The 24953-nt window shown below is 61.8% G+C and carries 20 protein-coding genes; 13 read left to right on the top strand and 7 right to left on the bottom strand.

Annotated features, from left to right (window positions below):
- The first annotated feature begins 1 nt into the window (after window position 1).
- The 6 genes from ACOYNB_RS00845 (at window position 2) to ACOYNB_RS00820 (ending at window position 5991) form a co-directional block, all read left to right on the top strand.
- The gene (locus tag ACOYNB_RS00845; protein ID WP_422837217.1) at window positions 2-439 is read left to right on the top strand and encodes a PACE efflux transporter; all 438 of its coding nucleotides are present in this window, start codon (window positions 2-4) and stop codon (window positions 437-439) included.
- 50 nt (window positions 440-489) lie between these two features.
- A complete protein-coding gene (gene gstA / locus ACOYNB_RS00840) occupies window positions 490-1095 on the top strand; it encodes a glutathione transferase GstA (RefSeq protein WP_422837216.1) in 606 nt (201 codons plus the stop codon).
- Between the two features lie 116 nt (window positions 1096-1211).
- The gene (gene leuS / locus ACOYNB_RS00835) at window positions 1212-3929 is read left to right on the top strand and encodes a leucine--tRNA ligase (RefSeq protein ID WP_422837215.1); all 2718 of its coding nucleotides are present in this window, start codon (window positions 1212-1214) and stop codon (window positions 3927-3929) included.
- A 2-nt stretch (window positions 3930-3931) separates the two neighbouring features.
- Window positions 3932-4555, top strand: coding sequence for an LPS assembly lipoprotein LptE (gene lptE / locus ACOYNB_RS00830; protein ID WP_422837214.1), 624 nt, complete (start codon window positions 3932-3934; stop codon window positions 4553-4555).
- A 24-nt stretch (window positions 4556-4579) separates the two neighbouring features.
- Window positions 4580-5653 carry a DNA polymerase III subunit delta gene (gene holA / locus ACOYNB_RS00825; protein WP_422837212.1) on the top strand — a complete coding sequence of 358 codons (1074 nt, stop codon included), beginning with the start codon at window positions 4580-4582 and terminating at the stop codon, window positions 5651-5653.
- 146 nt (window positions 5654-5799) lie between these two features.
- Complete coding sequence (locus tag ACOYNB_RS00820) at window positions 5800-5991, top strand: hypothetical protein (protein ID WP_422837210.1); 192 nt, start codon at window positions 5800-5802, stop codon at window positions 5989-5991.
- On the opposite strand, the gene ACOYNB_RS00815 is transcribed toward ACOYNB_RS00820, so the two are convergent.
- Together ACOYNB_RS00815 and ACOYNB_RS00810 are read right to left on the bottom strand one after the other, a co-directional pair.
- On the bottom strand, window positions 5937-6332 hold the full coding sequence (locus tag ACOYNB_RS00815) for a thioredoxin family protein (RefSeq protein ID WP_422837209.1): 396 nt from the start codon (window positions 6330-6332) through the stop codon (window positions 5937-5939). The two genes, ACOYNB_RS00820 and ACOYNB_RS00815, sit on opposite strands and share 55 nt — an antisense overlap.
- A gap of 20 nt (window positions 6333-6352) precedes the next feature.
- The gene (locus tag ACOYNB_RS00810) at window positions 6353-7882 is read right to left on the bottom strand and encodes an aldehyde dehydrogenase (RefSeq protein ID WP_422837208.1); all 1530 of its coding nucleotides are present in this window, start codon (window positions 7880-7882) and stop codon (window positions 6353-6355) included.
- A gap of 146 nt (window positions 7883-8028) precedes the next feature.
- Between ACOYNB_RS00810 and ACOYNB_RS00805 the strand changes: the two genes are divergently transcribed.
- From ACOYNB_RS00805 to ACOYNB_RS00790, 4 genes are all read left to right on the top strand, one after another.
- Entirely contained in the window at window positions 8029-8646 is a 618-nt protein-coding gene (locus tag ACOYNB_RS00805; protein WP_422837207.1) for a ParA family protein, read from the top strand.
- Window positions 8647-8738: 92 nt separating this feature from the next.
- On the top strand, window positions 8739-9563 hold the full coding sequence (locus tag ACOYNB_RS00800) for a gamma-glutamyl-gamma-aminobutyrate hydrolase family protein (protein WP_422837206.1): 825 nt from the start codon (window positions 8739-8741) through the stop codon (window positions 9561-9563).
- Window positions 9564-9633: 70 nt separating this feature from the next.
- Window positions 9634-11007, top strand: a complete 1374-nt coding sequence (locus ACOYNB_RS00795) for a glutamine synthetase family protein (RefSeq protein WP_422837205.1) — start codon at window positions 9634-9636, stop codon at window positions 11005-11007.
- A 14-nt stretch (window positions 11008-11021) separates the two neighbouring features.
- Window positions 11022-12332, top strand: a complete 1311-nt coding sequence (locus tag ACOYNB_RS00790) for an NAD(P)/FAD-dependent oxidoreductase (RefSeq protein ID WP_422837204.1) — start codon at window positions 11022-11024, stop codon at window positions 12330-12332.
- Window positions 12333-12395: 63 nt separating this feature from the next.
- Here the strand turns inward: ACOYNB_RS00790 and ACOYNB_RS00785 are convergent, their stop codons facing one another.
- From ACOYNB_RS00785 to ACOYNB_RS00765, 5 genes are read right to left on the bottom strand one after another with little or no spacing between them, the layout of a single operon-like run.
- Window positions 12396-13811: a DUF3138 family protein gene (locus ACOYNB_RS00785; protein WP_422837203.1), complete on the bottom strand. Its 1416-nt coding sequence runs from the start codon at window positions 13809-13811 to the stop codon at window positions 12396-12398.
- A 35-nt stretch (window positions 13812-13846) separates the two neighbouring features.
- Window positions 13847-14704 (bottom strand): ABC transporter permease, encoded by an 858-nt coding sequence (locus tag ACOYNB_RS00780; protein ID WP_374259232.1) that lies wholly within the window; start codon window positions 14702-14704, stop codon window positions 13847-13849.
- A complete protein-coding gene (locus tag ACOYNB_RS00775; RefSeq protein WP_422837202.1) occupies window positions 14701-15624 on the bottom strand; it encodes an ABC transporter permease in 924 nt (307 codons plus the stop codon). Before ACOYNB_RS00775 ends, ACOYNB_RS00780 begins: the two co-directional genes overlap by 4 nt.
- Window positions 15625-15633: 9 nt before the next feature.
- Window positions 15634-16770 carry an ABC transporter ATP-binding protein gene (locus tag ACOYNB_RS00770; protein WP_422837444.1) on the bottom strand — a complete coding sequence of 379 codons (1137 nt, stop codon included), beginning with the start codon at window positions 16768-16770 and terminating at the stop codon, window positions 15634-15636.
- Window positions 16771-16772: 2 nt separating this feature from the next.
- On the bottom strand, window positions 16773-17903 hold the full coding sequence (locus ACOYNB_RS00765; protein ID WP_422837443.1) for a polyamine ABC transporter substrate-binding protein: 1131 nt from the start codon (window positions 17901-17903) through the stop codon (window positions 16773-16775).
- A gap of 308 nt (window positions 17904-18211) precedes the next feature.
- Here ACOYNB_RS00765 and ACOYNB_RS00760 point away from each other — a divergent pair, with 308 nt between their 5' ends.
- Genes ACOYNB_RS00760 through ACOYNB_RS00750 form a run of 3 tightly spaced genes read left to right on the top strand, consistent with a single transcriptional unit; the run spans window position 18212 to window position 24244 of the window.
- Window positions 18212-21223 carry a type VI secretion system Vgr family protein gene (locus ACOYNB_RS00760; protein ID WP_422837201.1) on the top strand — a complete coding sequence of 1004 codons (3012 nt, stop codon included), beginning with the start codon at window positions 18212-18214 and terminating at the stop codon, window positions 21221-21223.
- 42 nt (window positions 21224-21265) lie between these two features.
- The gene (locus ACOYNB_RS00755; protein ID WP_422837200.1) at window positions 21266-23257 is read left to right on the top strand and encodes a glycoside hydrolase family protein; all 1992 of its coding nucleotides are present in this window, start codon (window positions 21266-21268) and stop codon (window positions 23255-23257) included.
- A 9-nt stretch (window positions 23258-23266) separates the two neighbouring features.
- The gene (locus tag ACOYNB_RS00750; RefSeq protein WP_422837199.1) at window positions 23267-24244 is read left to right on the top strand and encodes a hypothetical protein; all 978 of its coding nucleotides are present in this window, start codon (window positions 23267-23269) and stop codon (window positions 24242-24244) included.
- The last annotated feature ends 709 nt before the right edge of the window (window positions 24245-24953 follow it).

The raw sequence follows: 24953 nt of genomic DNA, 5'->3' as shown, positions 1-24953 counted from the left end.
CATGGCGTGGTGGTTTCCGCTGCGGGGACCGCGGCGCAAAATCGTGCACGCCCTGCTGTACGAAGCCCTGGCCATCAGCCTGATCACGCTGCTGGTGCCCCTGGTCACCGGACAAGCAGCCCAGCAAGGCCTGGCGCTGGGCTTGCTGACCTCGGCGCAAGCACTCATCTGGAATGTGGTGTTCAACACCTTGTTCGAAGCTTGGGAGCGCCGGCAAGCCAGCCCAGCCCGCACCGTGCGACGTCGCCTGGCGCATGCCATCGGCTTTGAAGGGGGACTGGTCATCATGACCGTCCCGGTGATCGCCTGGCTGCTGCACATGACCTGGTGGGAAGCCTTGGTGGCCGACCTGGGGCTGGTCTTGCTGTTTCTGGTCTACACCTTCTGGTTCAACTGGCTGTTTGACCATGTGTTTGGCCTGCCGTTGCACAAGGAATAGGGACTCGCCGCACAATCCGGCAACACCCTTTTTTTCCTGCGGAGATCCCCATGAAGCTGTTTCTGAAGCCCGGCGCCTGCTCCCTGTCCCCCCACATCGTGTTGGAAGAAGCCGGACTGGCCTATGAAACCGAAGTGGTGGACCTGAAAACCAAGGTCACCGCCAGCGGCGCCGACTACGCGGCCCTGAATCCCAAGGGCTATGTGCCCGCCCTGCAACTGGACGACGGCACCTTGCTGACCGAGGGGCCCGCCATCGTGCAATACCTGGCCGACCTGGTGCCCGAGAAGAAACTGGCCCCCGCCAACGGCACCCTGGCCCGCTACCAACTGCAAAGCTGGCTGACCTTCATCGGCACCGAGCTGCACAAGAACTTCAGCCCTTTCTTCAACCCGGCCGCCACACCGGAGATGAAAGAGATGGCCCGCGCCAACCTGCAGCGCCGACTGGCCTACACCGACACCCAACTGGCGGGTCAGCCCTTCTTGCTGGGCGACCACTTCAGCGTGGCCGACGCCTACCTCTTCGTCGTGCTGGGCTGGGCCAAGTTCATTCAGCTTGATCTGAGCGGCTGGACGAACCTCACCGCTTTCCTGGCACGCGTGGCCGCGCGCCCGGCCGTGCAGGCCGCGCTGAAGGCCGAAGGCCTCGCCTGAGCCACACCTTCCTATAATCAGCAGATTCCACCTTCACAGGCTGGAGCTGGATTCCTGTCCGGAATCCGGCTGCCAGCCTCTCTTGTCTTGGCGGTGACCTTTCACCAAGTCGTCCTATGAGCGCACAAAACGATAACCAGACCTACGACCCGCGTGCCGTCGAAGCCCGTGCCCAACAGCACTGGGAAGCCAACGACGCCTACCGCGTCACCGAAACCAAGGACAAGAAGTCGTTCTACGCCTGCTCCATGCTGCCCTACCCTTCGGGCAAGCTGCACATGGGTCACGTGCGCAACTACACGATCAACGACATGTTGACCCGTTACCTGCGCATGAACGGCTACAACGTGCTGATGCCCATGGGCTGGGATGCTTTCGGCCTGCCCGCTGAAAACGCAGCCTTGAAGAACAAGGTGCCGCCCGCCGCGTGGACCTACGACAACATCGCTTACATGAAGAAGCAGATGAAGGCGATGGGTCTGGCGATCGACTGGTCGCGCGAAATCGCCACCTGCCAGCCCGAGTACTACAAGTGGAACCAGTGGCTGTTCATCAAGATGCTGGAAGCCGGCATCTGCGAGCGCCGCACGCAAACCGTCAACTGGGACCCGGTCGACCAGACCGTGCTGGCCAACGAACAGGTGATCGACGGCCGCGGCTGGCGTTCAGGCGCCCTGGTGGAAAAGCGCGAGATCCCCGGCTACTACCTGAACATCACCAAGTACGCCGACGAGCTGCTGGGTGCCGTGGCGGACCCTGAAGACAAGAACTACCTGTCGGGCTGGCCTGAGCGCGTGCGCCTGATGCAGGAAAACTGGATTGGCAAGAGCGAAGGCGTGCGCTTTGCGTTCAGCCACGACATCACCGGCGCCGACGGCCAGAAGATCAACAACGGTCAGCTGTGGGTGTTCACCACCCGCGCCGACACCATCATGGGCGTGACCTTCTGCGCCGTGGCAGCCGAGCACCCGCTGGCCCTGCACGCCGCAGCCTCCAAGCCCGAGGTGCAGGCCTTCATCGACGAGTGCAAGCACGGTGGCACCACCGAGGCCGAACTGGCCACGCAAGAGAAGAAGGGCGTGCCCACGGGCTTGTTCGTCACCCACCCCATCACCGGCCAGCAGGTCGAAGTCTGGGTGGGCAACTATGTGCTGATGTCCTATGGCGACGGCGCCGTGATGGGCGTGCCCGCCCACGATGAGCGTGACTTCGCCTTTGCCAAGAAGTACGGCATCGCCATTCAGCAGGTCATTGGCGTGGAAGGCGAAACCTTCAGCACCGACGCCTGGGCCGAGTGGTACGGCGACAAGCAAAAGGGCGTGTGCGTCCACTCCGACGTCTTGAATGGCCTGGGCTACAAGGACGCCGTCAACAAGGTGGCCGAGATCCTGATCGCCAAGGGCATTGGCGAGAAGAAGACCACCTGGCGCCTGCGCGACTGGGGCATCAGCCGCCAGCGCTACTGGGGCACCCCCATCCCCATCATCCACTGCGCCGATTGCGGCCCTGTGCCCGTGCCTGAAAAGGACCTGCCGGTCGTGCTGCCCGAAGACGTGGTGCCGGACGGCAGCGGCAACCCGCTCAAGTCGCGCCCCGACTTCCTCAACGTCGGCTGCCCGAAGTGCGGCAAGCCTGCCCAGCGCGAAACCGACACGATGGACACCTTCGTGGACTCGAGCTGGTACTTCATGCGCTACACCTGCGCCGACAACCACGGCCAGATGGTGGACGCGCGCACCGACTACTGGATGCCCATGGACCAGTACATCGGTGGCATCGAACACGCCATCCTGCACTTGCTGTACGCGCGCTTCTGGACCAAGGTCATGCGTGACCTGGGTCTGGTCAAGGTCGATGAGCCCTTCAAGAAGCTGCTCACGCAGGGCATGGTGCTCAACCACATCTACAGCCGTCGCACGGCCAAGGGTGGCAAAGAGTACTTCTGGCCGCATGATGTCGAGCACGTCATGGACGAGGCTGGCAAGGTCATTGGCGCCAAGCTGATCAACGAAGTCGACAGCGCCGACGGCAAGCTGCCGGTGGGCACCGCCATCGACTACGAAGGCGTGGGCACCATGTCGAAGTCAAAGAACAACGGCATCGACCCGCAAGAACTGATCGAGAAGTACGGCGCCGACACGGCCCGCATTTACACGATGTTCACCGCCCCGCCCGAGCTGACGCTGGAGTGGAACGACGCGGCCGTGGAGGGCAGCTACCGCTTCCTGCGCCGCGTGTGGAACTTCGGCATGAAGCTGCAAGGCCTGACGGATGCCGGCACCGCCGCGCTGACCGAACAGGCTGCCTCGCTGGCTGACGTGGCGTTCGGCAAGGATGCCAAGGCCCTGCGCCTGGAAATCCACACCGTGCTCAAGCAGGTGGACTACGACTACCAGCGCATGCAGTACAACACCGTGGTGTCGGGTGCGATGAAGATGCTCAACGCGCTGGAAGGCTTCAAGGCCACCGACACGGCCGACGGCCAGATCGCCCTGATCGAAGGCTTTGGCATCTTGCTGCGCGCGCTCTACCCGGCCACGCCTCACCTGTCTCACGGCTTGTGGAGCCAGCTGGGTTACGCCGGCAAGATGGGTGACCTGCTCGACGCCGCCTGGCCCAAGGTCGACGACTCGGCCCTGGTGCAAGACGAGATCGAGCTGATGCTGCAGATCAACGGCAAGCTGCGTGGTTCGATCAAGGTCAGCCCACAAGCCGACAAGGCCACGATCGAAGCCGCTGCGCTGGCCACGGAAGAGTTCGCCAAGTTCAGCGAAGGCAAGCCGCCCAAGAAGGTGGTGGTGGTGCCGGGTCGTCTGGTCAACCTGGTGGTCTGATCATGCAGCGCCGCCCCCTGCTCCAACGCACCCTGGTGGCTGGCCTGAGCGCCGGCCTGCTCCTGGGCACCCTGAGCGGTTGCGGCTTCCAGCTGCGCCGTGGCGGTCAAACCATGGCGTTCCAGACCATTCAACTCACCGGCTTTGCCGGCAACTCACCTCTGGCCAACGAGTTGGCGCGCGCCCTGGAAGCCAGTGGCGTGCGCGTGGTGGACAGCACCCTCGCGGCCACCCAAGCGGCCTCGGCCGCAACCGTGCCCAGCAGCCACGTGGTGTTTGACGCGCAAGCCGACAACCGCGACATGGTGGTCGTGACCAAAACGGCCTATGGGCAGGTGCGGGTCATGAGCGTGCGCACCAGCGTGCGCTTTCGGGTCAAACGCGCCGATGGCAGCATCCTGATGCCCTCCACCGAAGTGGGGCTGGCACGCGACCTGAGCTACAACGAAAAGGATGCGCTGTCCAAGCAGGACGAGTCGGCCGCCTTGCAAAAGGCCATGCAGACCGACATCGTCGGACAGGTCTTGCGCCGTCTGGCCACCATCCGCCAGGTTGATCTGGTCGCACCAGCCACCCCGGCCAGCGCCGCCTCATCGGTCAGCGCCAGCTCGCTGGCTCGGCCCTGATCCGCTCAGGACGGCCTCTGCCTCATGCAACTGCGCCATGACCAGCTTGCCAACCACCTGAGCAAATCGGGTGGCGCGCTCAAGCCGATCTACATCCTGCACGGCGATGAAGCCCTGCTGGCACAGGAGGCCGGCGACGCCATCCGGGCAGCCGCCAAGGCGGCGGGCTACACCGAGCGGCAGATTCACACCGTGAGCGGCGCCTACTTCGACTGGTCCAGTCTGTTGGGGGCAGCCAGCGAGATGTCGCTGTTCGGTGATCGCCAGTTCATCGACATCCGCATTCCGTCCGGCAAGCCGGGCAAAGAGGGCTCTCAAGCCCTGCAACAGTATTGCGATGCGGCCGTGGGCAACGACGGCGTGATCACCTTGGTCACGCTGCCTCGCCTCGACAAGACCCAACTGAGCAGCGCCTGGTTCACCGCACTGGATGGGGTCGGCGTGAGCGTGCGCTGCGACCCGATTGAGCGCCAGCAACTGCCCTTGTGGATCGCCCAACGCCTGGCCGCGCAAGGTCAGCAGGTCGAACCCGGCGAAGCCGGGCAGCGGACCCTGGCGTTTTTCGCCGACCGGGTCGAAGGCAATCTGCTCGCCGCCCATCAGGAAATCGTCAAACTGGGCCTGCTGCACCCGCCCGGCACCCTCACCATCGAGCAGATCGAAGAGGCCGTGGTCGATGTGGCGCGCTTCAACGTGTTCAAGCTCAGCGAAGCCGTGCTGTCGGGTCAGATTGAACGCACGCTGCGCATGATCGACGGTCTGCAGGCCGAAGGCGAGGCCGCCGTGCTGGTGCACTGGGCCCTGGCCGAAGACATCCTGGGGCTGTACCGCGCCCGCACGGCCCTGGATGGTGGCAAGCCGCTGCCCATGGTGCTGCGCGAGCAACGTGTCTGGGGCCCGCGCGAACGCCTGTTCGAACGCATCTTGCCGCAAGCCAAGGCCACCGCCCTGGCTCGCCTGGTGGCCAACGCCAGCACCGTGGACGGCATCGTCAAAGGCCTGCGCCACCCGCAGTGGCCGGACGACGCCTGGGAAGCCTTGCGCCGCTTGGCACTCCAACTGGCTCAAACAGCCAAGCCAGTCGGCGCCACACGCTGATTGCTCTGATTTGGGGTACGTCCTGCAGTGCCCACAAAAATGCGTGACATTTGCCCCGTTGATCCGCGGGCTCAGCCTTCACAGATGCACCAACATGGTCGATAGGAATAAGGCGTCATCGCTTCAGATGGCCCAGGACGACGATCATGGACTCGCTAACCCTTACCCCATCCGTCAAGACTTCCGCCCTCGCTGCACGAGCGCCACGCGCCGTGGATGATTGGCTGCGTTCGGCCATGGCGGCCTGGGTGTTGTCCGAAGCGGTGGATGAAGGCGAAGCGGATCAGTCTTCGGCACGCGCCAGCGACAACGCCACCGCACTGAACGCCACCCACTGATCGGCCGGTACGCCTTGCGCGGTCGCGGCGGGCCAGCGGCCTGACGTCATGGCTTCAGCGGCCCGGCTTTGCTGAACCTCGACCAGGCGCTGTGCATCGGCCAAGCGCGGCAAAACAGGACCCGCAAACAGGACATGCCCTTGCGCCGCCACCAGCAGCGTCGGGAAGGTTTCCACGTCCACATCACCAACCAGGTCCGATTCGTCTTCGATGTCGATCCACCGATAGCGGTGTCCCGGCAAGGCTTGCTGAAGGGCAGCAAAGGTGTCGGCGTATTCACGACACGTGCCGCACCAATCGGCACACAAGCAGGCGATATCAAGCTGAACGGCGGAGGACATTCCGCAATTGTCGCCCCAAGTCAGGCCGGGTTGATGCGAATCCAGGTCGTTTTGAGCTCGGTGTACTTGTCCAGGGCATGCAAGGACTTGTCGCGCCCGTTGCCGGACTGCTTGAAGCCTCCAAACGGCACGGTCATGTCATCCTCGTCGTATTGGTTGACATGCACCGTTCCAGCCCGGATGGCCCGCGCCACGCGATGGGCCCGGTCCAGCCCCTGGCTCCACACACTGGCTTGCAGACCGTAGGGCGTGCCATTGGCGATCTGAATGGCCTCGGCCTCATCCTGAAAGCGGATCACGCTGAGGACTGGCCCGAAGATTTCCTCTTGGGCAATGGTCATGTCGTTGCGCACACCGTCAAACACCGTGGGCTGCACGTAGTAGCCCCCGGTTTCGGCCAGCACTTGTTCGCCACCGGCCACGCAACGCGCACCCTGCGCCTTGCCCTGGTCGATGTAACCCAGCACGGTGCGCAACTGCCCGGCATCGACCAAGGCGCCCATCACGGTCGAGGGATCCAGCGGATCCGCCGGCTGGTGGTGCGGGGCCATGGCCAGCACCTCCTCCAGCACGGCATCGGCCACGGCCTCGTGCACCACCAGGCGAGACGGTGCATTGCAAGACTCGCCCTGGTTGAAAAACAAGGACCCGGCCACCGCCTTGGCGGCACGCTGAACGCTGCCCACGTCGTCAAAGACCACGAAGGCGGACTTGCCACCCAGTTCGTTGAACACGCGCTTGAGGTTGGACTCGGCGGCGTAAGTCAGCATCTTGCGCCCCACACGGGTGGACCCGGTGAAGCCCAGCGCATCAACGTCCATGTGCAAGGCCAGCGCCTCGCCCGCCTCATGGCCATAGCCCGGCACCACGTTGAGCACACCGGCCGGCAAGCCCGCCTTGTGCGCCAGTTCGGCCATGCGCATGGCGGTCAGAGACGATTTTTCCGAGGGTTTGATGACCACACTGTTGCCCGTGGCCAAGGCTGGCCCCAGCTTCCAGGCGGCCATCAGCATCGGGTAGTTCCAGGGCACGATGGCCCCCACGACCCCCACCGCCTCGCGCTGGATCATGGCCAGGGCATCCGGGCCCGTCGGGGCCACCTCGTCGTACACCTTGTCGATCGCTTCGGCATACCAGGCGATGCAACGCACCGCCAGCGGCACGTCCACACTGAGGCTGTACTGAATGGGTTTGCCCATGTCCAGCGTTTCCAGCAGAGCCAGTTCGTCCTTGTGCTGAACCATCAGCTCGGCCCAGCGCTGCAGCACTTTTTTGCGAGCCACCGGCGCCTGACGAGACCAAACCCCTGCCTCAAACGTGCGGCGGGCCACCTGCACCGCCGCATCCACATCGGCCGCCTGCCCACGGGCAATCTGGCCCAGAACCCGACCGTCGATGGGCGACACGCAATCGAACGTCGCCCCGCCCTGGGCAGCCACCCGCTGTCCGTCGATCCATGCACGTCCATCCAGGCGCTGCTCGGCCACGAGCGCGTCGGCGCGATCGCGCCAGATGCGTGCCTGGGCACTGGGAGAAGAAAAAGCGGTCATCTGCACACTCCTGTCCCGGAAGCCATTCGGCGGCTCCCCTCTCCACTCTAGCCAAAAAGGTGCCAGCGTCACACAGTTCGCACGGTCAGCCCCGATAATGAGCCGCACTTCAGCGCCTCCACCTGTCGTCAACAGGAGTCAACAGCATGCCGGTGATCGTGGTCGCCAACCCCAAGGGCGGCGTGGGCAAGTCCACGCTGTCAAGCAACATTGCAGGCTACTTTGCCCGCCAGGGTCACGCGACCATGCTGGGCGACATCGACCGCCAGCAGTCGTCGCGTCTGTGGCTGCAACTGCGCCCCAGCCATCTGCCCACCGTGGCCAGCTGGGACATTGACAAGGACGACATCGCGCGCCCGCCCAAAGGCATCACCCACGTGGTGCTGGACACACCGGCCGGCCTGCACGGCAAACGCCTGGAAGCCGTCTGCAAAATTGCAGACAAGGTGATCGTGCCGCTGCAGGCCAGCGTCTTCGACATCTACGCCACGCAAGACTTCCTGTCGGCGCTGCACCAGCAAAAACGGGCCCGCAAGCTGCAACTGGGGGTGGTGGCCAACCGGGTCAAAGACCACACCAAGGCGGCCGAACACCTGCAAGCGTTTCTGCGTACGCTCGACATCCCTTGGCTGGCCCAGTTGCGCGACACCCAGAACTACACCCATCTGGCGGCCCATGGCCTGAGTCTGTGGGACGTCCCGCCCCACAAGGTCGACAAAGACCTGGCGCAATGGCGCCCGATTGTGGAATGGCTCACACGTTGACATAGGCTGGACCGGTTCTTGCGTGGTTACCAGGGCTTCCGGTCGGATTCGTTTCCGGCTATCGTTTGGTCATCGCGGTTCCAACAGCCCACATGGTTCACATCGAAGCTGCCAAGCCCCCCGCTCACGCTACACCGTTGGCTCAGGCGTTGCCCCGCCACGCGCCCCGGGTGCTGATCCCCGCCTGCAATCGCCCGCTGGGACGTCACCCTTTCCACATGGTTGGCCAGAAGTACGTCACGGCGGTGCGTCTGGCTGGCTGCCTCCCCGTGGTGGTGCCTGCGGCCCATCCTGACGAGCTGGCCGACTGGCTGGACATGGCCGATGGCCTGTTCCTGACCGGTTCGCCCTCCAATGTGGACCCCAGCCACTTCGACGAGCCGGTGCACGACCCTTCGCTCCCGCTCGACCCCGCCCGCGATCAATGGACCTTGCCGCTGATTCGCCTGGCCGTTGAGCGGGGCTTGCCCCTGCTGGGCGTCTGCCGCGGCTTTCAGGAAGCGAATGTCGCGCTGGGGGGCACCTTGCACCAGGCCGTGCACGAGCAGCCCGGTCTGAACGACCACCGCGCCGGCGGCGACGAGGTTCCCGTGGCAGTGCAATACGGCCCGGCCCACCCCGTCCACCTGTCGCCCGACGGCCAACTGATCAAGATCCTGAAGACCCCGTCGGTGCAGGTCAACAGCGTGCACGGGCAGGGCATCAAGCGCCTGGCACCCGGCCTGCGCGTCGAAGCCCTCGCCCCAGACGGGCTGGTCGAAGCGTTCTCCATCTCTCAGAGCCCAGGCTTCAGCCTGTGCGTGCAATGGCACCCCGAGTGGCAAGCGGCCACCAACCCCGTGTCCATGGCCATTCTCACGGCTTTTGGTCAAGCTTGCCAGGACTGGCGCGATCGTCACCGGCCACCTTCGCGCTGAGCGCACGAAGCTGTGCCGCGAGCCCTCTGCCCGCCCGCCCCGATCCACTGCCTGAAAGCGAGCGTTTGCCATGTCCCACAACACGCCCCCCTGTCGCTCCTTCAGCGACCTGGAGCAATGGTTCCATCAGCAAGGTGTCACCGAGGTGGAATGCCTGGTGCCCGACCTCACCGGCGTCGCCCGCGGCAAGATCCTGCCGCGTGACCGTTTCACCGAAGACCGGGGCATGCGCCTGCCTGAAATCGTGGTCGCCATGGGCGTCACGGGCGAAATGCCCGAGTCCGGCCCCTACTACGACGTCATCAGCGCCACCGACCACGACATGCACCTGCGGGCCGACCCCACCACCGCCCGCATCGTGCCCTGGGCCGCCGACCCCACCGCGCAAGTCATCCACGATTGCTACGACCGGGATGGCCGGCTCATCCCCTTTGCCCCCCGCTCGGTCCTCAAACGGGTCTGTGATCTGTTCGACGCCCAAGGCTGGTCCCCCGTGGTGGCGCCCGAACTGGAGTTCTATCTGGTCGAGCGCAACGTGGACCCCGACCTGCCGCTGAAACCGCCGAAGGGCCGCAGCGGCCGCGCGGAAACCTCGCGCCAGGCCTACTCGATCGATGCGGTCAACGAGTTCGACCCGCTGTTTGAAGACATCTACGCCTACTGCGAAGCCATGCAACTCAACGTGGACACGCTGATCCACGAAATCGGTGCCGGGCAGATGGAGATCAACTTCTTCCATGACCACCCGATGTCGCTGGCCGACGAAGTGTTCTTCTTCAAGCGCACCGTGCGTGAAGCCGCCCTGCGTCACGACATGTACGCCACCTTCATGGCCAAGCCCATCGCCAACGAGCCGGGCAGCGCCATGCATGTGCACCAAAGCGTGGTGGACAAGGTCACGGGCGCCAACATCTTCAGCAACCCCGACGGCACCCCCTCCAAAGCGTTTTACTGGTACATCGGTGGTCTGCAGCGCTACATCCCTGCAGCCATGGCCTTGCTGGCCCCCTATGTCAACAGCTACCGCCGCCTGGTGCGCTTTGCCGCCGCCCCCATCAACATCCAGTGGGGCATGGACAACCGCACCGTGGGCTTCCGTTCGCCCCTGGCGCCCCCGGCCGCACGCCGCATCGAAAACCGCGTGATCGGCGCCGATGCCAACCCCTATGTCGCGCTGGCCGCCACCCTGGCATGCGGCTATCTGGGCATCATGAAGCAGATCGAGCCCACGCCCGAATGCCGGGGCGACGCGTACCTGGGCGACTACGCCCTGCCACGCAGCCTGGGTGAAGCGATCGAGCTGTTGCGCAACGAAACCGATCTGGCCGACGTGCTGGGCCACGAGTTCGTGAGCGTCTACACCGAGGTCAAGGAAACCGAGCACAGCGAATTCATGAAAGTGATTTCGCCGTGGGAGCGCGAGCACCTGCTCTTGCACGTCTGACAGGACCCGTCACCATGCGTACCGCCACCGCCCCTTGTGCCAGCCACGATCCGAGCCGGCACGCCCCCTCGTACTACGCCGCCAGCGGCTTGCCTCAACCGGACCGCCCGGCGCTGGTCGGCGCCCTGGACGCCGATGTCTGCATCATCGGTGCCGGTTACACCGGCCTGTCCTCCGCCTTGCATCTGGCCGAAGCCGGCTTCAAGGTCATCGTGCTCGAAGCCTCGCGCGTGGGTTGGGGCGCATCGGGCCGCAACGGCGGCCAGTTGGTGCACAGCTATTCCCGCGACATTGATGTCATCGAAGCCCGTTACGGCCCCGCCACCGCCACCTCGCTGGGCAGCATGGCGTTCGAAGGCGCCCGCATCATCAAAGAGCGCATTGCCCAGTACCAGATCGATTGCCACTTCAAGCCCGGCGGCATGTTCACGGCCCTGAGCGCCAAACAGGTGCATCAACTGGAACACCACAAGGCGCTTTGGGAGCGCCTGGGGCACCGTGAGCTTGACTTGCTGGATGCGGCAGAAGCCGAACGGCACATCGGCTCGCGACGCTACAAGGCCGCGCTGCTCGACCGCAGCGCGGGCCACGTCCATCCCTTGCGTCTGGCACAAGGTGAAGCCGCGGCCCTGGAGTCACTGGGTGGCCGCATCTTCGAACAATCCCCCGTGACACGCGTCGACCGAGGCGATCCGGCCGTGGTGCACACCGCGTCCGGGCAAGTCAAGGCTCGCTTCGTCATCGTGGCCTGCAATGCCTACATTGGTGACCTGGAGCCACGCCTGGCTTCACGCTCCATGCCCTGCGGCACACAGGTGATCGCGACCGAACCACTGGGCGACCGCTTCCCCGAAATCCTGCCCACCGATCACTGTGTGGAAGACTGCAACTTCCTGCTGGATTACTTCCGCCTGTCGGCCGATCGACGCCTGCTGTACGGAGGCGGAGTGATCTACGGCGCACGCGATCCCGCTCACGTCGAAGCCATCATCCGCCCCAAGCTGCTGAAGACCTTCCCGCAACTGAAGGATGTGCGCATCGACTACGGTTGGACGGGCAACTTCCTGCTCACCCTGACCCGATTGCCCGAGGTGGGCCGCCTCTCGCCCAACATCTATTTCTCGCAAGGATGCTCCGGCCACGGCGTCACCTTCACCCACCTGATCGGGCGCGTCCTGAGCGAAGCCATTCGCGGGCAAGCCACCCGCTTCGACGCCTTCGCCAACCTGCCGCATTACCCGTTCCCTGGTGGACGACTGCTGCGCGTGCCCCTCACCGCCATGGGCGCGATGTACTACGACTTGAGGGACAAACTGGGCGTGTGAGCCCGGCTGGCGCACCATGCAAAACGGGGCCGCAAGGGCCCCGTTTTCATGCGTGTCGCCACATCAGAAGCTGACGACCACGGCCGTGCTCAACAACTGGTTGTTCTTCTTGTAGCCGCCTGATTTGGCATCTTCGAACACCGCACCAGTGGCCCAGTCATAGCGGTATTCGAACTTGAAGGTAGTGTTCAGGTTGAAGTTGTAGCCCAAGCCCAAGGTCAAGGCACCGCGATTGACACCCTTGTTGGCATCGCCACTGAGTTGATCCGGCCCGATGCCGTTGATGCCATCCGGCGTCGCATACGTCAGCAAGCCCCCGCCATTCTTCTTGTTGAAGATGTAATCGAAGCGGGCAATGCCTTCCAGCCAGGGTTCGAACTTGTACGCAGCCAAGGTCGAGAAACCGGTCCAGTACGCATCACGCAGCGCCCCGGTGTCCGGATCTGCGGTGATCGAAGCCTTCTTCTGACGCCCCAAGCTCAACTGACCTTGCACCGTCCAGTCACCCCGGATGAAATACGCATCGAATTCGAACAGATCCACGCGGGAATCACGCTGGGAAACAACCTCCCCCGACCCATCCAACACGTTCTCGGTGTTGTTGGCTGCCATGCCATGCACACCCGCAAAGCCAAAGCCCTGGAACTCGCCCTTGGCATAGTCCACACGGTAGGCCAGCACGGGGGTCTTCTCACGGGCATTGCGCTTGCTGCCGTTCATGTTGGCCAGCACGCTCTTGATGATCCACTTGTCGCGCGTCAACTCCATGCCTGCCCCTGTGTAGGCAGTGGGCAAGGTCAGATCAAACAGCAGGTTGTGCGTCACCAGCTTGTTCAGCGTCGGCTGCAGATACTCATAGCCTGACCAGTCAGGAATGTGACCGGCGATGAAACGCGTCTGCAGGTCGCTCAAGGGAATCGACACCGAGGCCTCGTGCAGGATGGAGTTGCTGCCCTCGGACACCGCCTGCGTGCTGCGCTGCGGTGACAAGGTCAGGTGCCAGCGCGCGCCACTGTCGGTTTCCTTCAGGAAGTCCAGCGCCACCGTACCCATGTACGAGTCGTCATAGGTGTAGCCACCTTCGCCCACCGAGTTCAAAAACTGGAAGCCTGCCCGGTCCTGACGACGGTTGTAGATGAAGGTCGGGTCCATGTAGCCCGAAACCTTCAAGCCCTTGAAGCCCAGCATGTCCCGCGAGTCTTCCAGCGCCTCGGTCTTCACCGCGATGCGGTTGAACTCTTGCTGCTGCTCCTCGGTCATGCCTGCCGGAGCCGTCGACGCCGCAACGGCCGCCTGAGGTGCCGCGGCAGGGGCAGCCGCTTGCGCCTCCAGTTTCTTTTCCAGCTCGGCCATTCGGGCCTTCAGCGCACGCAACTCCTTGAGCAACTCCTGGTTGCTCTGGGCCATGGCTGGGGCCGGAAAAGCCGTACAGATGGCCAATGCCACCGGCATCAGGGACCAGGTCAGGGTGCGCTTCATGGTGCGGTGCTCCTTGTGTATGGACATGCTCTCGCTCAGGACCGTGCGGCCTGGGCCATCTCTTGGGTACGGCGACGCTCAGCGCGCGCCAACAGGTAACTGCCTCCGACCACGGCCACGGCCACCACGGCAATGACCAGGGTCGCCACGGCATTCACGCTGGGATCCAGCCCCAGTCGTGCACGCGAGAAGATGACCAGCGGCATCGTCGTCGAGCCCGGCCCCGACAGAAACGCCGCCAGCACCACATCGTCCAGCGACAGAGTGAAGGTCAGCAACCATGCCGAAGCCAGCGATTGCGCAATCATCGGGAGCGTCACCAGAAAGAACACTTGCAAGGGCCGTGCCCCCAGATCCTGCGCTGCCTCTTCCAGTTGGGGATTGAGGGTCTGCAATCGGGCCTGGATGACCACCGTGGCATAGGCCATGCCCACCAGCAAATGGCCCATCCAGATGGTCAACATGCCGCGCTCCGGAAAGCCCAACACGCGCTGGACCGACACCAACATCAGCAGCAAAGACAGGCCGATGATCACCTCGGGCATCACCAGCGGGGCATTGATCATGCCCACCATCAAGGTGCGGCCACCAAAACGCTTGTGCTTGCTCAGCGCCCAGGCGGCACAGGTGCCCAGCACGACGGCTGCGGTGGCGGTACAAAATGCCGTCTTGAGTGACAGCCACAGCCCTTCGAGCAACTCGGTGTCATGCACCAGCTTGCGGAACCATTCCAGGGTGAAACCACCCCACACGGTCGGCAGCGGCGAATCGTTGAACGAGTACACCACCAGCGCCACGATGGGCAGATACAGGAAGGCAAAGCCTGCCGTCAACCACACCCGCGATGCCCAGCGTCCCGCGCGCTGCCAAGAGGGAATCAGCGCCTTTCTCATCGCCGCCCCTCCTGCGAGTCGGACTGCGCCTTGTTGAACAAGGCCAAGGGCACCAGGATCAGCAAGATCATGACCACGGCCACGGCCGAGGCCATCGGCCAATCGTTGTTCGAGAAGAACTCATCCCACAGCACGCGACCGATCATCAAGGTCTCCGGTCCGCCCAGCAATTCGGGGATCACGAACTCCCCGACACAAGGAATGAACACCAGCATCGAACCGGCGACGATGCCCGCCCGAGACAAGGGCACGGTCACCTTCCAGAAGGCCGTCCACGGCGTTGCCCCCAAATCGGATGCGGCCTCCAGCAAACGCATGTCCATCTTGGACAGATTGGCATACAGCGGCAGGATCATGAAGGGCAAGTAGGTGTAGGTCATGCCCAGCACCAGAGAGAACGCCGTATTCAGGTACTGCCCCGGCCCCGGAATCAGCCCAGCCAGGATCAAGACCTGATCCACATGCAAGGCATCCAGCACACGTGCCACCCAACCGCCCTCACTCAACAACGCCTTCCACGCATACACACGCAGCAAGAACGATGTCCAGAACGGCAACATCACCATCATCAGCAAGGCCGGCTGCCAAGCCTTCGCAGCGCGGGCCATGAAGTAGGCGAAGGGGTAGCCGATCATCAGGCACAGCACCGTCGTGATGGCGGCGTACTTCAGGCTGGCCAGATAGGTCTTGAAATAAAGATCGTCCTGGGTGATGAACAGGTAATTGCTGAACTTGATCTTGATGTTCAGCACCCCGTCTGCCCAGGTGACGATGTCACCAAAGCTCACCATCTCCATTTCAGAGACGCTGATCTTCAACACGATCAAAAAGGGCAGCAGGAAGAACACCAGCAGCCACAGGTATGGCACGCCCACGACGGGGCGTTCAGACCATTTGAGCTTGGGGCGGACTGAACTCATCGCGCCCTCTTACTGCGTCAGGACCACGTGGGCCGACGGCGTCCACCACGCATAGGCCTCGTCATCCCAAGTCAGGTGGTCGTCCGGATGGCGCTCGGTGTTGCTCTGGCTGACCTTCAGGATGGCCCCACTGGGCATCTGCAGGTGATACAGCGTGTCGCTGCCAAAGTAGACCATGTCCTTGATCTTGCCCTTGACCTGATTGAGCGGCGCAGGCGCCAGGTCTTCTTCACCGGGCACGGGCGGGCGAGGCGAAATGCGGATTTTCTCGGGGCGCAACGCCACGGTCACCGGCATGCCTTCGTGACCGGTGATGCCATGCCCGACCCAATGGCGCACATCGTCGCACTGGATCTCGACGTGGCTGGCCTCGTCCACCGCCAAGGTACCGTCCATCAGGTTCACGTTGCCGATGAAGTCGGCCACAAAGCGGCTGGTGGGGGTTTCGTAAATCTCGTTGGGGGTGCCGACCTGCAGGATCGAGCCCTCGCTCATGATCCCGATGCGGCTGGCCATGGTCATGGCCTCTTCCTGATCGTGGGTCACCATCACGCAGGTCACGCCCACCGACTCGATGATGTTCACCAGCTCGATCTGGGTTTCTTCGCGCAGCTTCTTGTCCAGCGCACCCAGCGGCTCGTCCAGCAACAGCAACTTGGGCTGCTTGGCGAGCGAGCGGGCCAGGGCCACACGCTGCTGTTGTCCGCCGGACATCTGGTGGGGCTTGCGCTGCGCAAACTTGCCCAACTGCACCAGCTTGAGCATGGCCTCCACGCGCTCGGCCACCACGTCCTTGGACAAGCCTTCACGCTTGAGGCCAAACGCGATGTTTTCCCACACCGAGAGGTGCGGGAACAGCGCATAGCTCTGGAACATCATGTTGATGGGCCGCTCGAACGGCGCCAGCTGCGCCAGATCTTGCCCACCCAGGATGATGGCGCCGGACGTGGGCAGGTCAAACCCACCCAACATCCGCAGCAGCGAGGTCTTGCCGCAACCAGACGGCCCCAGCAACGCAAAGATCTCGCCTTGGCGAATGTCCAGCGAGATGTCATCCACCGCGCGGAACGACCCGCCATCGTCGCTGACAAACTCCTTGACGAGATGACGGATGCTCAGAAAACCGTCTGCGGCCTGCCCCACCATGCTCACAGCCCTGTCTTGAACGAGGTGTAGATGCGCGTCATCTGACGGCGGATGTCGTTGTTCACCGCCGTCGGTTGCGCCATCTTCTTCATGTCGGCCTCTGGCGGGTACACCGCCGGGTCATTGGCGATTTCAGGCTTGATGAACTTGCGCGACGCCAGATTGGGGTTGGCGTAGAACACCTTGTTGGTCAAACCCGCATGCACTTCAGGACGCATGATGTAGTTCATCCACTTGTGCGCGTTTTCCGGATGGGGCGCATCGGCCGGGATCACCATCACGTCCATGAACACGACCCCACCGGTCTTGGGCGTCAGGGTCTGGATGTGCTGACCCGTCTTGCCTTCGATGGCCCGGTTCTTGGCGATGTTGATGTCACCCGAATAGCCGAAGGCCGCACAGATCGACCCGTTGGCCATGTCGTTGATGTAACCCGACGAGCTGAACAAGGTCACATAGGGACGGATGCTCTTGAGCAAAGCCGGCACCGCCTGATAGTCGGCAATGTTCTTGCTGAACGCCGGTTTGCCCAGGTAGTGCAGCGCAGCCGGCACCAGCTCGGTGGGGGAGTCGAGGATCGAGACCCCACACGTCTTGAGCTTGCTGATGTACTCGGGCTTGAAGATCAGATCCCAGGCGTTCTCGGGCATGGGCATGTTGCCCAGCGCAGCCTTGACCTTGTCCACGTTGATGCCCACGGTGGTGTAGCCCCACAGCCAGTCCACCATGTACTGGTTGCCGGGATCCATCATCCCCAGTTGGGCCTGGAAGGCCGGATCCAGATTTTTCAGGTTGGGCAATTTGCTCTTGTCGAGCTTTTGCAGCAAACCCCCATCGGCCTGCATCTTGGCCCAGTACGACGAGGGCACCACGATGTCGTAGCCCGTCTTGCCCGCTACCAGTTTGGCATGGACGATTTCGTTGCTGTCGAAGTTGTCGTAGCGGACCTTGATGCCGGTTTCCTTCTCGAAATTGGCGATGGTGTCCGGGGCAATGTAGTTCGACCAGTTGTAAATGTTGAGGACCTTCTCTTCCTCGGCATGTGCGGGCTGCGTCGCCACCACACCCAAGGTCAGCAGCGACACGGCGGCAGCCGCCAGCTTGGTCAAGGAAAAGGCTGAGGTCTTCTGCATGGTCATGGTGTCCATCTCCTGTGAGTGCCGTCTACTGTAAATCGGTGCGCCACCAACGCGCCAGTCCAAGTCTGACCGATTGTTGCAAATCAACCCGCTGCAAGGATCAGGCCTGCTTTGCACGGCCGGACGCCACACCGGCATACACGGCTCACATTTGCTTGCACATTGCTGGTGCACACCGGCCCCCATGCGGGGGAAACCGGCCGCATCAAAGCGGGTTTTCCGCTACCGTCCCGCCATCCGCATCAGGCCACCGTCGGGTGAGCACCGAGTGCGCACCACAAAGACACATCAGGGATGGACACATGACGGATCTTTCCGGCATTCAGACGGCGCTGGGCGGCGCGGTCCGAGACCGGCTGGGCGACTGGCTGGCCGAACTGGCCTCGTGGGGCCCGAACCAACACACCCGCCTGCTGCGCTTGCATACCCCGCTGGGGGCTGACGCCCTGCTGGCCGAGCGAGCCACCCTCGTCGAAACGCTTCTGCCCGGCGAGGGATGGCGCCCCAACCTGGCGCCGCAGCCCGGCACCCCTGCTCCCACCGCCGGCTTCGGCCTGTCCATTCTGGCCCTGAGCACCCGAGCTGACCTGTCGGGGGGTGACTTGATCGGTCAGCCGGTGTTGTTGGAGTTGCTCACCGCACACCATGGCGCGTTGCGCCCCTTTCATGGCCATGTGACCCGCTTCGAGCTGCTGGGGGGCGACGGTGGCTACGCGCGCTATCGCTTGCACGTCGAACCCTGGCTGGCCGTTCTGGCCCACCGCACCGACGCATGGGTGTTTCAGGACCAGAACGTGCTGGAGATCACCGAGGCCATTTTTCAAGACTACGCCTCGCAGGGCAAGCTGGCGCCCCAGTGGCGCCTGGACGTGGCTGACCGCGCCGCATTCCCCCGCCGCTCGCTGTGCATCCAATTCCAGGAAAGCGACCTGGCATTTCTGCAGCGCCTGTGGGTCGAAGAAGGCTTGTTCGGCTGGTTCGAGCACACCGCCGACCTGAGCGCCCCCGACACACTGGGACAGCACACCTTGGTCCTGGCGGACCACGCTGGCGCCTTTCGCCCGAATGCACAGCCCCGCATCCGCTTCACACAGGCCAGTGCCACGCTGAAAGAAGACAGCCTGACGCAATGGCACGCCCACCGTCGACTGGGTCCCAGCCGCCTGCACACGGCAAGTTGGGACTACCGCGCCGTTCTCAGCCATGGGGCTACCGTGGACTCAGCGGCGGCGCATGATCAGGCCATCTCACTGACCCACACGGATCAGCCCGGGGCGTACGCCTACGAAAGCCCTGCGCAGGCTGAGCGCCGTGCACGCATTCAGCTCGAACAACTGGACAGCGCCCGCAAGCGCTTCGAGGGCCAAGGGACCGTGCGCACCTTGCAACCCGGCACGACCTTCACCCTATTGGATCACGCTGCACACACCGAACACGATGGTGACGCCGATTTTGTGGTGCTGGGGATGGTGCACCGCGCACGCAACAACCTGAGCGCCGATGCCCAAGCGGGCCTGCAACACCTGCTGGGCCTTGAATACCCCAACGACGAGCCGGTTTACCAGGCCAGCCTGACAGCGCAGCGCAAGCACGTGCCGGTGCGTGCCGCGCAGCACAGCCCGGACGGGCGACTGCTGCACCCCAAGCCGACGGCGTGGGGCACCCAGACCGCCCTCGTGGTGGGCAACGGTGACGCCCTGCATACCGACCGGGATGGCCGCATCAAGGTGCAGTTCCATTGGCAACGAGGCGCACACAGCAGCCACCGCCTGAGCCCCACGGCTGACGACAACGCGCCGGCCAACGCCACCGCTGGCACGTGGGTGCGTGTCGCCCAAAGCTGGGCCGGGGCGAACTGGGGCAGTGTCTTCATCCCACGCGTGGGGCAAGAAGTCATCGTGGCCTTTCTGGAGGGCGACATCGACCGCCCCGTGGTCATCGGCGCTGCCTACAACGGACAAGGCACGCCGGATGGGCAAGGCAACGACATCGGGTCGGGCGCCGCCCGGGCCACCGGCAATGCCCCCGCCTGGTTTCCCGGCACCCAGGCCGGCCATGCGCATCCGGCCACGCTCAGCGGGTTCAAAAGCCAGAGTCTGGACAGCTCTCAAAACGGCCAGGGCGCCCATAACCAACTGGTGTTCGACGACACCCCCGGGCAGGGGCGCACCCTGCTGCACACCACCCAGGCCCAGACCTGGCTGCAGATGGGCCACCTACTGCAACAGCATCACAACCAACGCTTAGCCTCACGGGGGCACGGGCTGGAATTGCACACGGCGGCGCAAGGCGCGCTGCGTGCGGGCCGTGGCCTGCACCTGAGCACCCACGGTCAGGCCGGAGGCACCGCATCGGGACAAGGACAAGCCATGGCAAGTGACGAAGCACAAGCCCAGCTTCGCCAGCATGCCGAGTTGGTACAGGCCTTGCACACGAATGCACACACCCACCGCGCCCATTTGCCCACCGCGCCTGCTGACGAGCCCTTGCCCGCATGGCAGGCCCTGCGGCACACCGAGCAGAGTCTGGCGCATCGACTGAACAGCGAGCAAGGCGCCCCCGCAGCCACCGCCCGCCCCGACCTGCTGCTGAGCGCATCGGGCGCGGCAGCCGGCCTCACCCCAGCCCATACGGTGCTCACTGCGGGTGAGCACCTCACCCTGACTGCAGCCCAGGATGCCAGTCTGCTGGCGCAGCGCCACCATGCGTGGGCAGTCAAGGACGGCATCAGCCTGTTCACGCGCGGGGAAGTCAAAGACCCGCAACATGGCGTGCAAGACGCCGGTATGAAGCTGCACGCGGCCACCGGCAACGTCAACCTGCAAGCGCAAAGCGGGTCGTTCACGCTGACCGCCGCACAAGCTGTGGACGTGCAGAGCACAGCCGCCGACATCGTGATCTCAGCTCCGCAACGGATCTTGCTGAACGGCAGCGGCGGCTACGTGAAGATCGAAGACGGCAACATCGAGATCGGCACGAGCGGGAAGGCCAGCTTCTTGGCATCAATGAAGGAGTTGGGGGGTGGGGGGAGAAGCCCCCTTGAAACACAACCCCGAATGCCTGCCCCAAACAGTTTGCTGACGCTCCAAGACACCTACAGCGGCCGGATGGATGTATACGATCTTTTTGCCAAAAACAAATTTAGCGAAGTCACTTACTACGCCAGACTGGAAGACGCTCAATATGTTTCCGGCACGCTAGACGAACATGGTCGGTCTAGGAAAATCTACGCGCAGAGTGCTCAAAAGATGGCGCTATTAATTGGCCCCTCCGTCGCCGAATGGGATTTGATCTTTGACTATGGTGAGCAATAAAAGCCCGCCCCCACCAAAAACATGACCACACGAGCCTGACCCATGCCCCCCTTGCAAGACGAACCCGAAGAGAGTGCGCTGAGCAATATCCGTCTTAAACTCCTAGACGCAATTGGCCGAACCATCGGTGGACTACGCTATCACGTAACAGCCGGAAGCAAAATAATTTCCCAAGGCACAACAGACGCCGAGGGCAGAATTCATGAATTCCAAGCCAAAATCGGGAAACCTTTCACGGTAGAGGTTGAGCGGTTCGTGGGGCACGGCATGAAAAAAATCCGAGAAATCACCCCTTGGACTGAAAATTTCTCCGTCAAGTTAGCCAGCAGCAAGATACTTGAAAATGCATCCCTGACCGAAGACAAAGGTACGCCAGGTCTTTATCAGCGAAAGACATACACGATAAAAAAAGGCGACACACTCAGTCAAATTGCAGAAAAAACCGGAACGACGGCCGATGAGCTGGCGGCTCTCAACAACATCAAAACAAACGCGACGATTTTCCCGGGCCAGACACTAAAAACACCCTCTCACACGAGAGCCATCAGCGGGCGTTCACCATCTAGCCCAACCATTCATTTAAAGAGCGAGCGAGGCGAAAACGGCACACCGAAAACCGTCGCATCGATGACGTGCCAAGGCGCATGCATCCAACTCGGTGACACCGGACCGTTAGTAGAAGAGTTAAATATCCGGCTGGCTGGATTTGGCGGAATCATATCTTCGCCCAGTCCACTCGACGAGTTTACAGAGACAACTCAAGAAGCAGTAAAACAATTTCAAACCGACTACATGGGCGCGGCCCCTACAGGCAAGGTGTGCGGGTCATTGCTTCTCGCTCTTGATGATTTTCTTCTCAAATATCCCGTACACATCAACGCCATGAAGTGCCCCTGCGGGAAATGCAGTGGATTCGGCAACGGGCACAAAGACTCATCGTCTGTCGGCATTTTCGCGGACAAAAATCGGACCACCCCCATCAACGGGGTAGAACATCCCGGCATTCATCGCGCACTATTTTGGAGCCTTCGTGCCGCGATGTTTTATACACGGGCAAAAGATTTGGATTTGGGCTTTTCACTACTCACCCTGTCGTCCGGGTATCGGTGTTGGCACAACAATGCAGGCTATAGAAATGGACACCTCACGTCCAAACAGCGCACTTCAACAAACCATATGGGGAATGCGCTCGACTTGCAGTTCAGGAGAGGCTCGAATCCTACGAGATGCTCCGGGGGAGATCTTGACGAAATACGGAAGAAAATCTTTGTCAGAAGATTGGGTGCCCAGATGGGTTGGCCAGAAAAAAACATGCTATCCCTGGAAACGACGGCGCAGGGTGCAACGAGTTGGGTTCATGTTGACGTCCGAAGTTACGACGAGAGATACAAAGCGTCGCGCTACTACGCAGCGACGCAGGCAGTCGCCGACGGTGACATGATGATCCATATCGCAAAGCGCGATGGCCGATTAGCTTTGGTGGCATGCGGCGGCGGCATTGGCCATGCACCTGTCAGATCAAAGAGCCAGATATCTGAAGAGAGAAAACCTGTCAATGCACTGTCAATTTCGAAAATGGGCATTGAATTCATAAAAGGCTATGAAAAGTGTCGCCTGATTCCTTACGATGATTCCGCTCACTTTTGCACCATCGGCTGGGGGCATTTGATTGCAAGAAAAAGTTGTGCATCCATCCAAGATGACGACTACTTCAATGAATTCCGACACGGCATTACTCAAAACACCGCAGACTCTATGCTGATACAAGATGTTCAAACTTCGGAACAAATCATCAAAAGTCGAGTGCAAGCCCCTCTCTTTCAGCATGAATATGACGCACTTGTAAGCCTAATATACAACATGGGCAGCTTCAAAAAATGCCCCAAGCTGCTCTCAAAACTCAATACACTCGACTATTCAGGCTGCTGCAACGAGTTTGAAAATATCACAAACGGCGGAGTGCCCGGGCTGATCCATCGCAGAGCAGGGGAAATGAACATTTTTCGCCACAACACATACAACTCGTCGCACTAAAGCCACAAGATGAACATCAGAGACCTATTACTCATTGCGTCGCTCTGCATATTCAATATATGCACCTGTGCGGCAGACACCATTGACGGCTTATGGCTTCATGACCGAAGTGCAAACTACGAGTCAATGAGCGCACCCATATCCCCCCCTTCTAAAATACTTCAAATCCTTGACGGCGCCACCCCCATCTCTCCAAGATGCATTACCCAGCTTAGGCATTCGCCGTACCACCCAGGAGGTGCCTTTCAGTCCCTCCTGAAATCAGGAGAAGACGAGCCAAGCATCAGCGCCTTTTTGGTCAATCAGTTCGGTTTTAAGCTGCAAGCATCAACCAAGCTATACCAAGCAGACCCAAGGATGAGCGACTGCAACAACTTGGGCCAAAGCTTCTTAGTAAACGAGCGTCAACTTATCGCCATTCATGGAGGATTCTTATTCCACAGCTTCACACGCGCCACAAATGTCAGCACAAGCACACAATACAAAAAAAACCCCATCACAAATGGACTGAATGTTTCGCCGCTGCCATTTAGTGTCTCCAGCTATATGACTCTATGTGCACCAAAAATTCAAACCATCAAGCAAGTGCCGCAGGCCACGTCGAAGTGTGCCCCCTTGTATTTCCCTCATGTCGCATCCAGCGAAAGCCAAGACAAGCTAACCCGGATCATTGGCAGCCACGCCTACCAGGCAGGCGGGGCAGACAATGAGTCCAAGGATTACAACAACCCGATTCAACATAATCTGCACCCAGTCTTTTTAATTTTCCCGCCAATGGGAGATGTGCTACTGGTTAGAGTGGATGATATGGAGCGGGCCAATAACAGAGATCCAATAAGGGGAGCATACATCGCCATCAAAAATGATACCGTGACAGGCCAACTCAACGAAGCTTGCTCATTTGATGCGGCATACCTATGTAGCGGCGGAGGAGGAAAGCCCAAATTCCAGCTGATTGAATCTGGGGAATTCGTGCGAATTCAATAGGAACAGTTTCGAAGTCAGCCGGCGCTCCGCCGCTACGCATACGCTGACCATTGCCACCCCGAGACGCTGAGTGCGATGGATCTGAAACTGACCCGCAGCAGCGCTGATAAAGATTCGGTTGGCGACGGGGATAGATGCGCTCATCGACCTCGACAGCACAAATCAAAATCATTCCGCCGTTTTGCTCGTCACCCAGTGACTGGGCATTCCCGCTTTGGCAAGTTTCATCTCGCAAGACTTGAGAACAGGCACTGGAAAACGAAATGATGCTTCGAGCGGCAATCGCCATGACATTTTTGACATCCATCGCCTGCGTCCAGGCTGGCACGCTCCCTGGCGGTGGGCTCACGTCATGTGTCGGCACCGACTACCAGCCACTCCATAGCGAATCACCCAGCCCCACCGCCAAGGATGTAGTCTGTCTGGCAGGCCATCGGATGCGTGTTTGCCGGCGCCTTCTGACGGCATCGCAATCAGGCGAGCAGACCACCGAGGTGGTCGTCTAGCGCTTGGGGCAGGTGATTCAAAAATGCTCGGAGAGCGGCGACCCCAGCTACCTGCAGCAAATCCACGCCTTTCGCTCAAGCCGAGATGGCTCACGCTTGATCGTGGCCACGCAGCAATCGGAGTCCATGGGTATGGGCGTACAAGAATGGCTCGTGAATGTGATGGCTCCGGACCAGCCTGGCCGGCGCACTTTCCAGACCGC

This window comes from Aquabacterium sp. (assembly GCF_049317225.1).
Classification (GTDB): domain Bacteria; phylum Pseudomonadota; class Gammaproteobacteria; order Burkholderiales; family Burkholderiaceae_C; genus Aquabacterium.
Note: the sequence above shows the minus strand (reverse complement) of the source record. Positions and strands in the feature narration are given on the sequence as shown.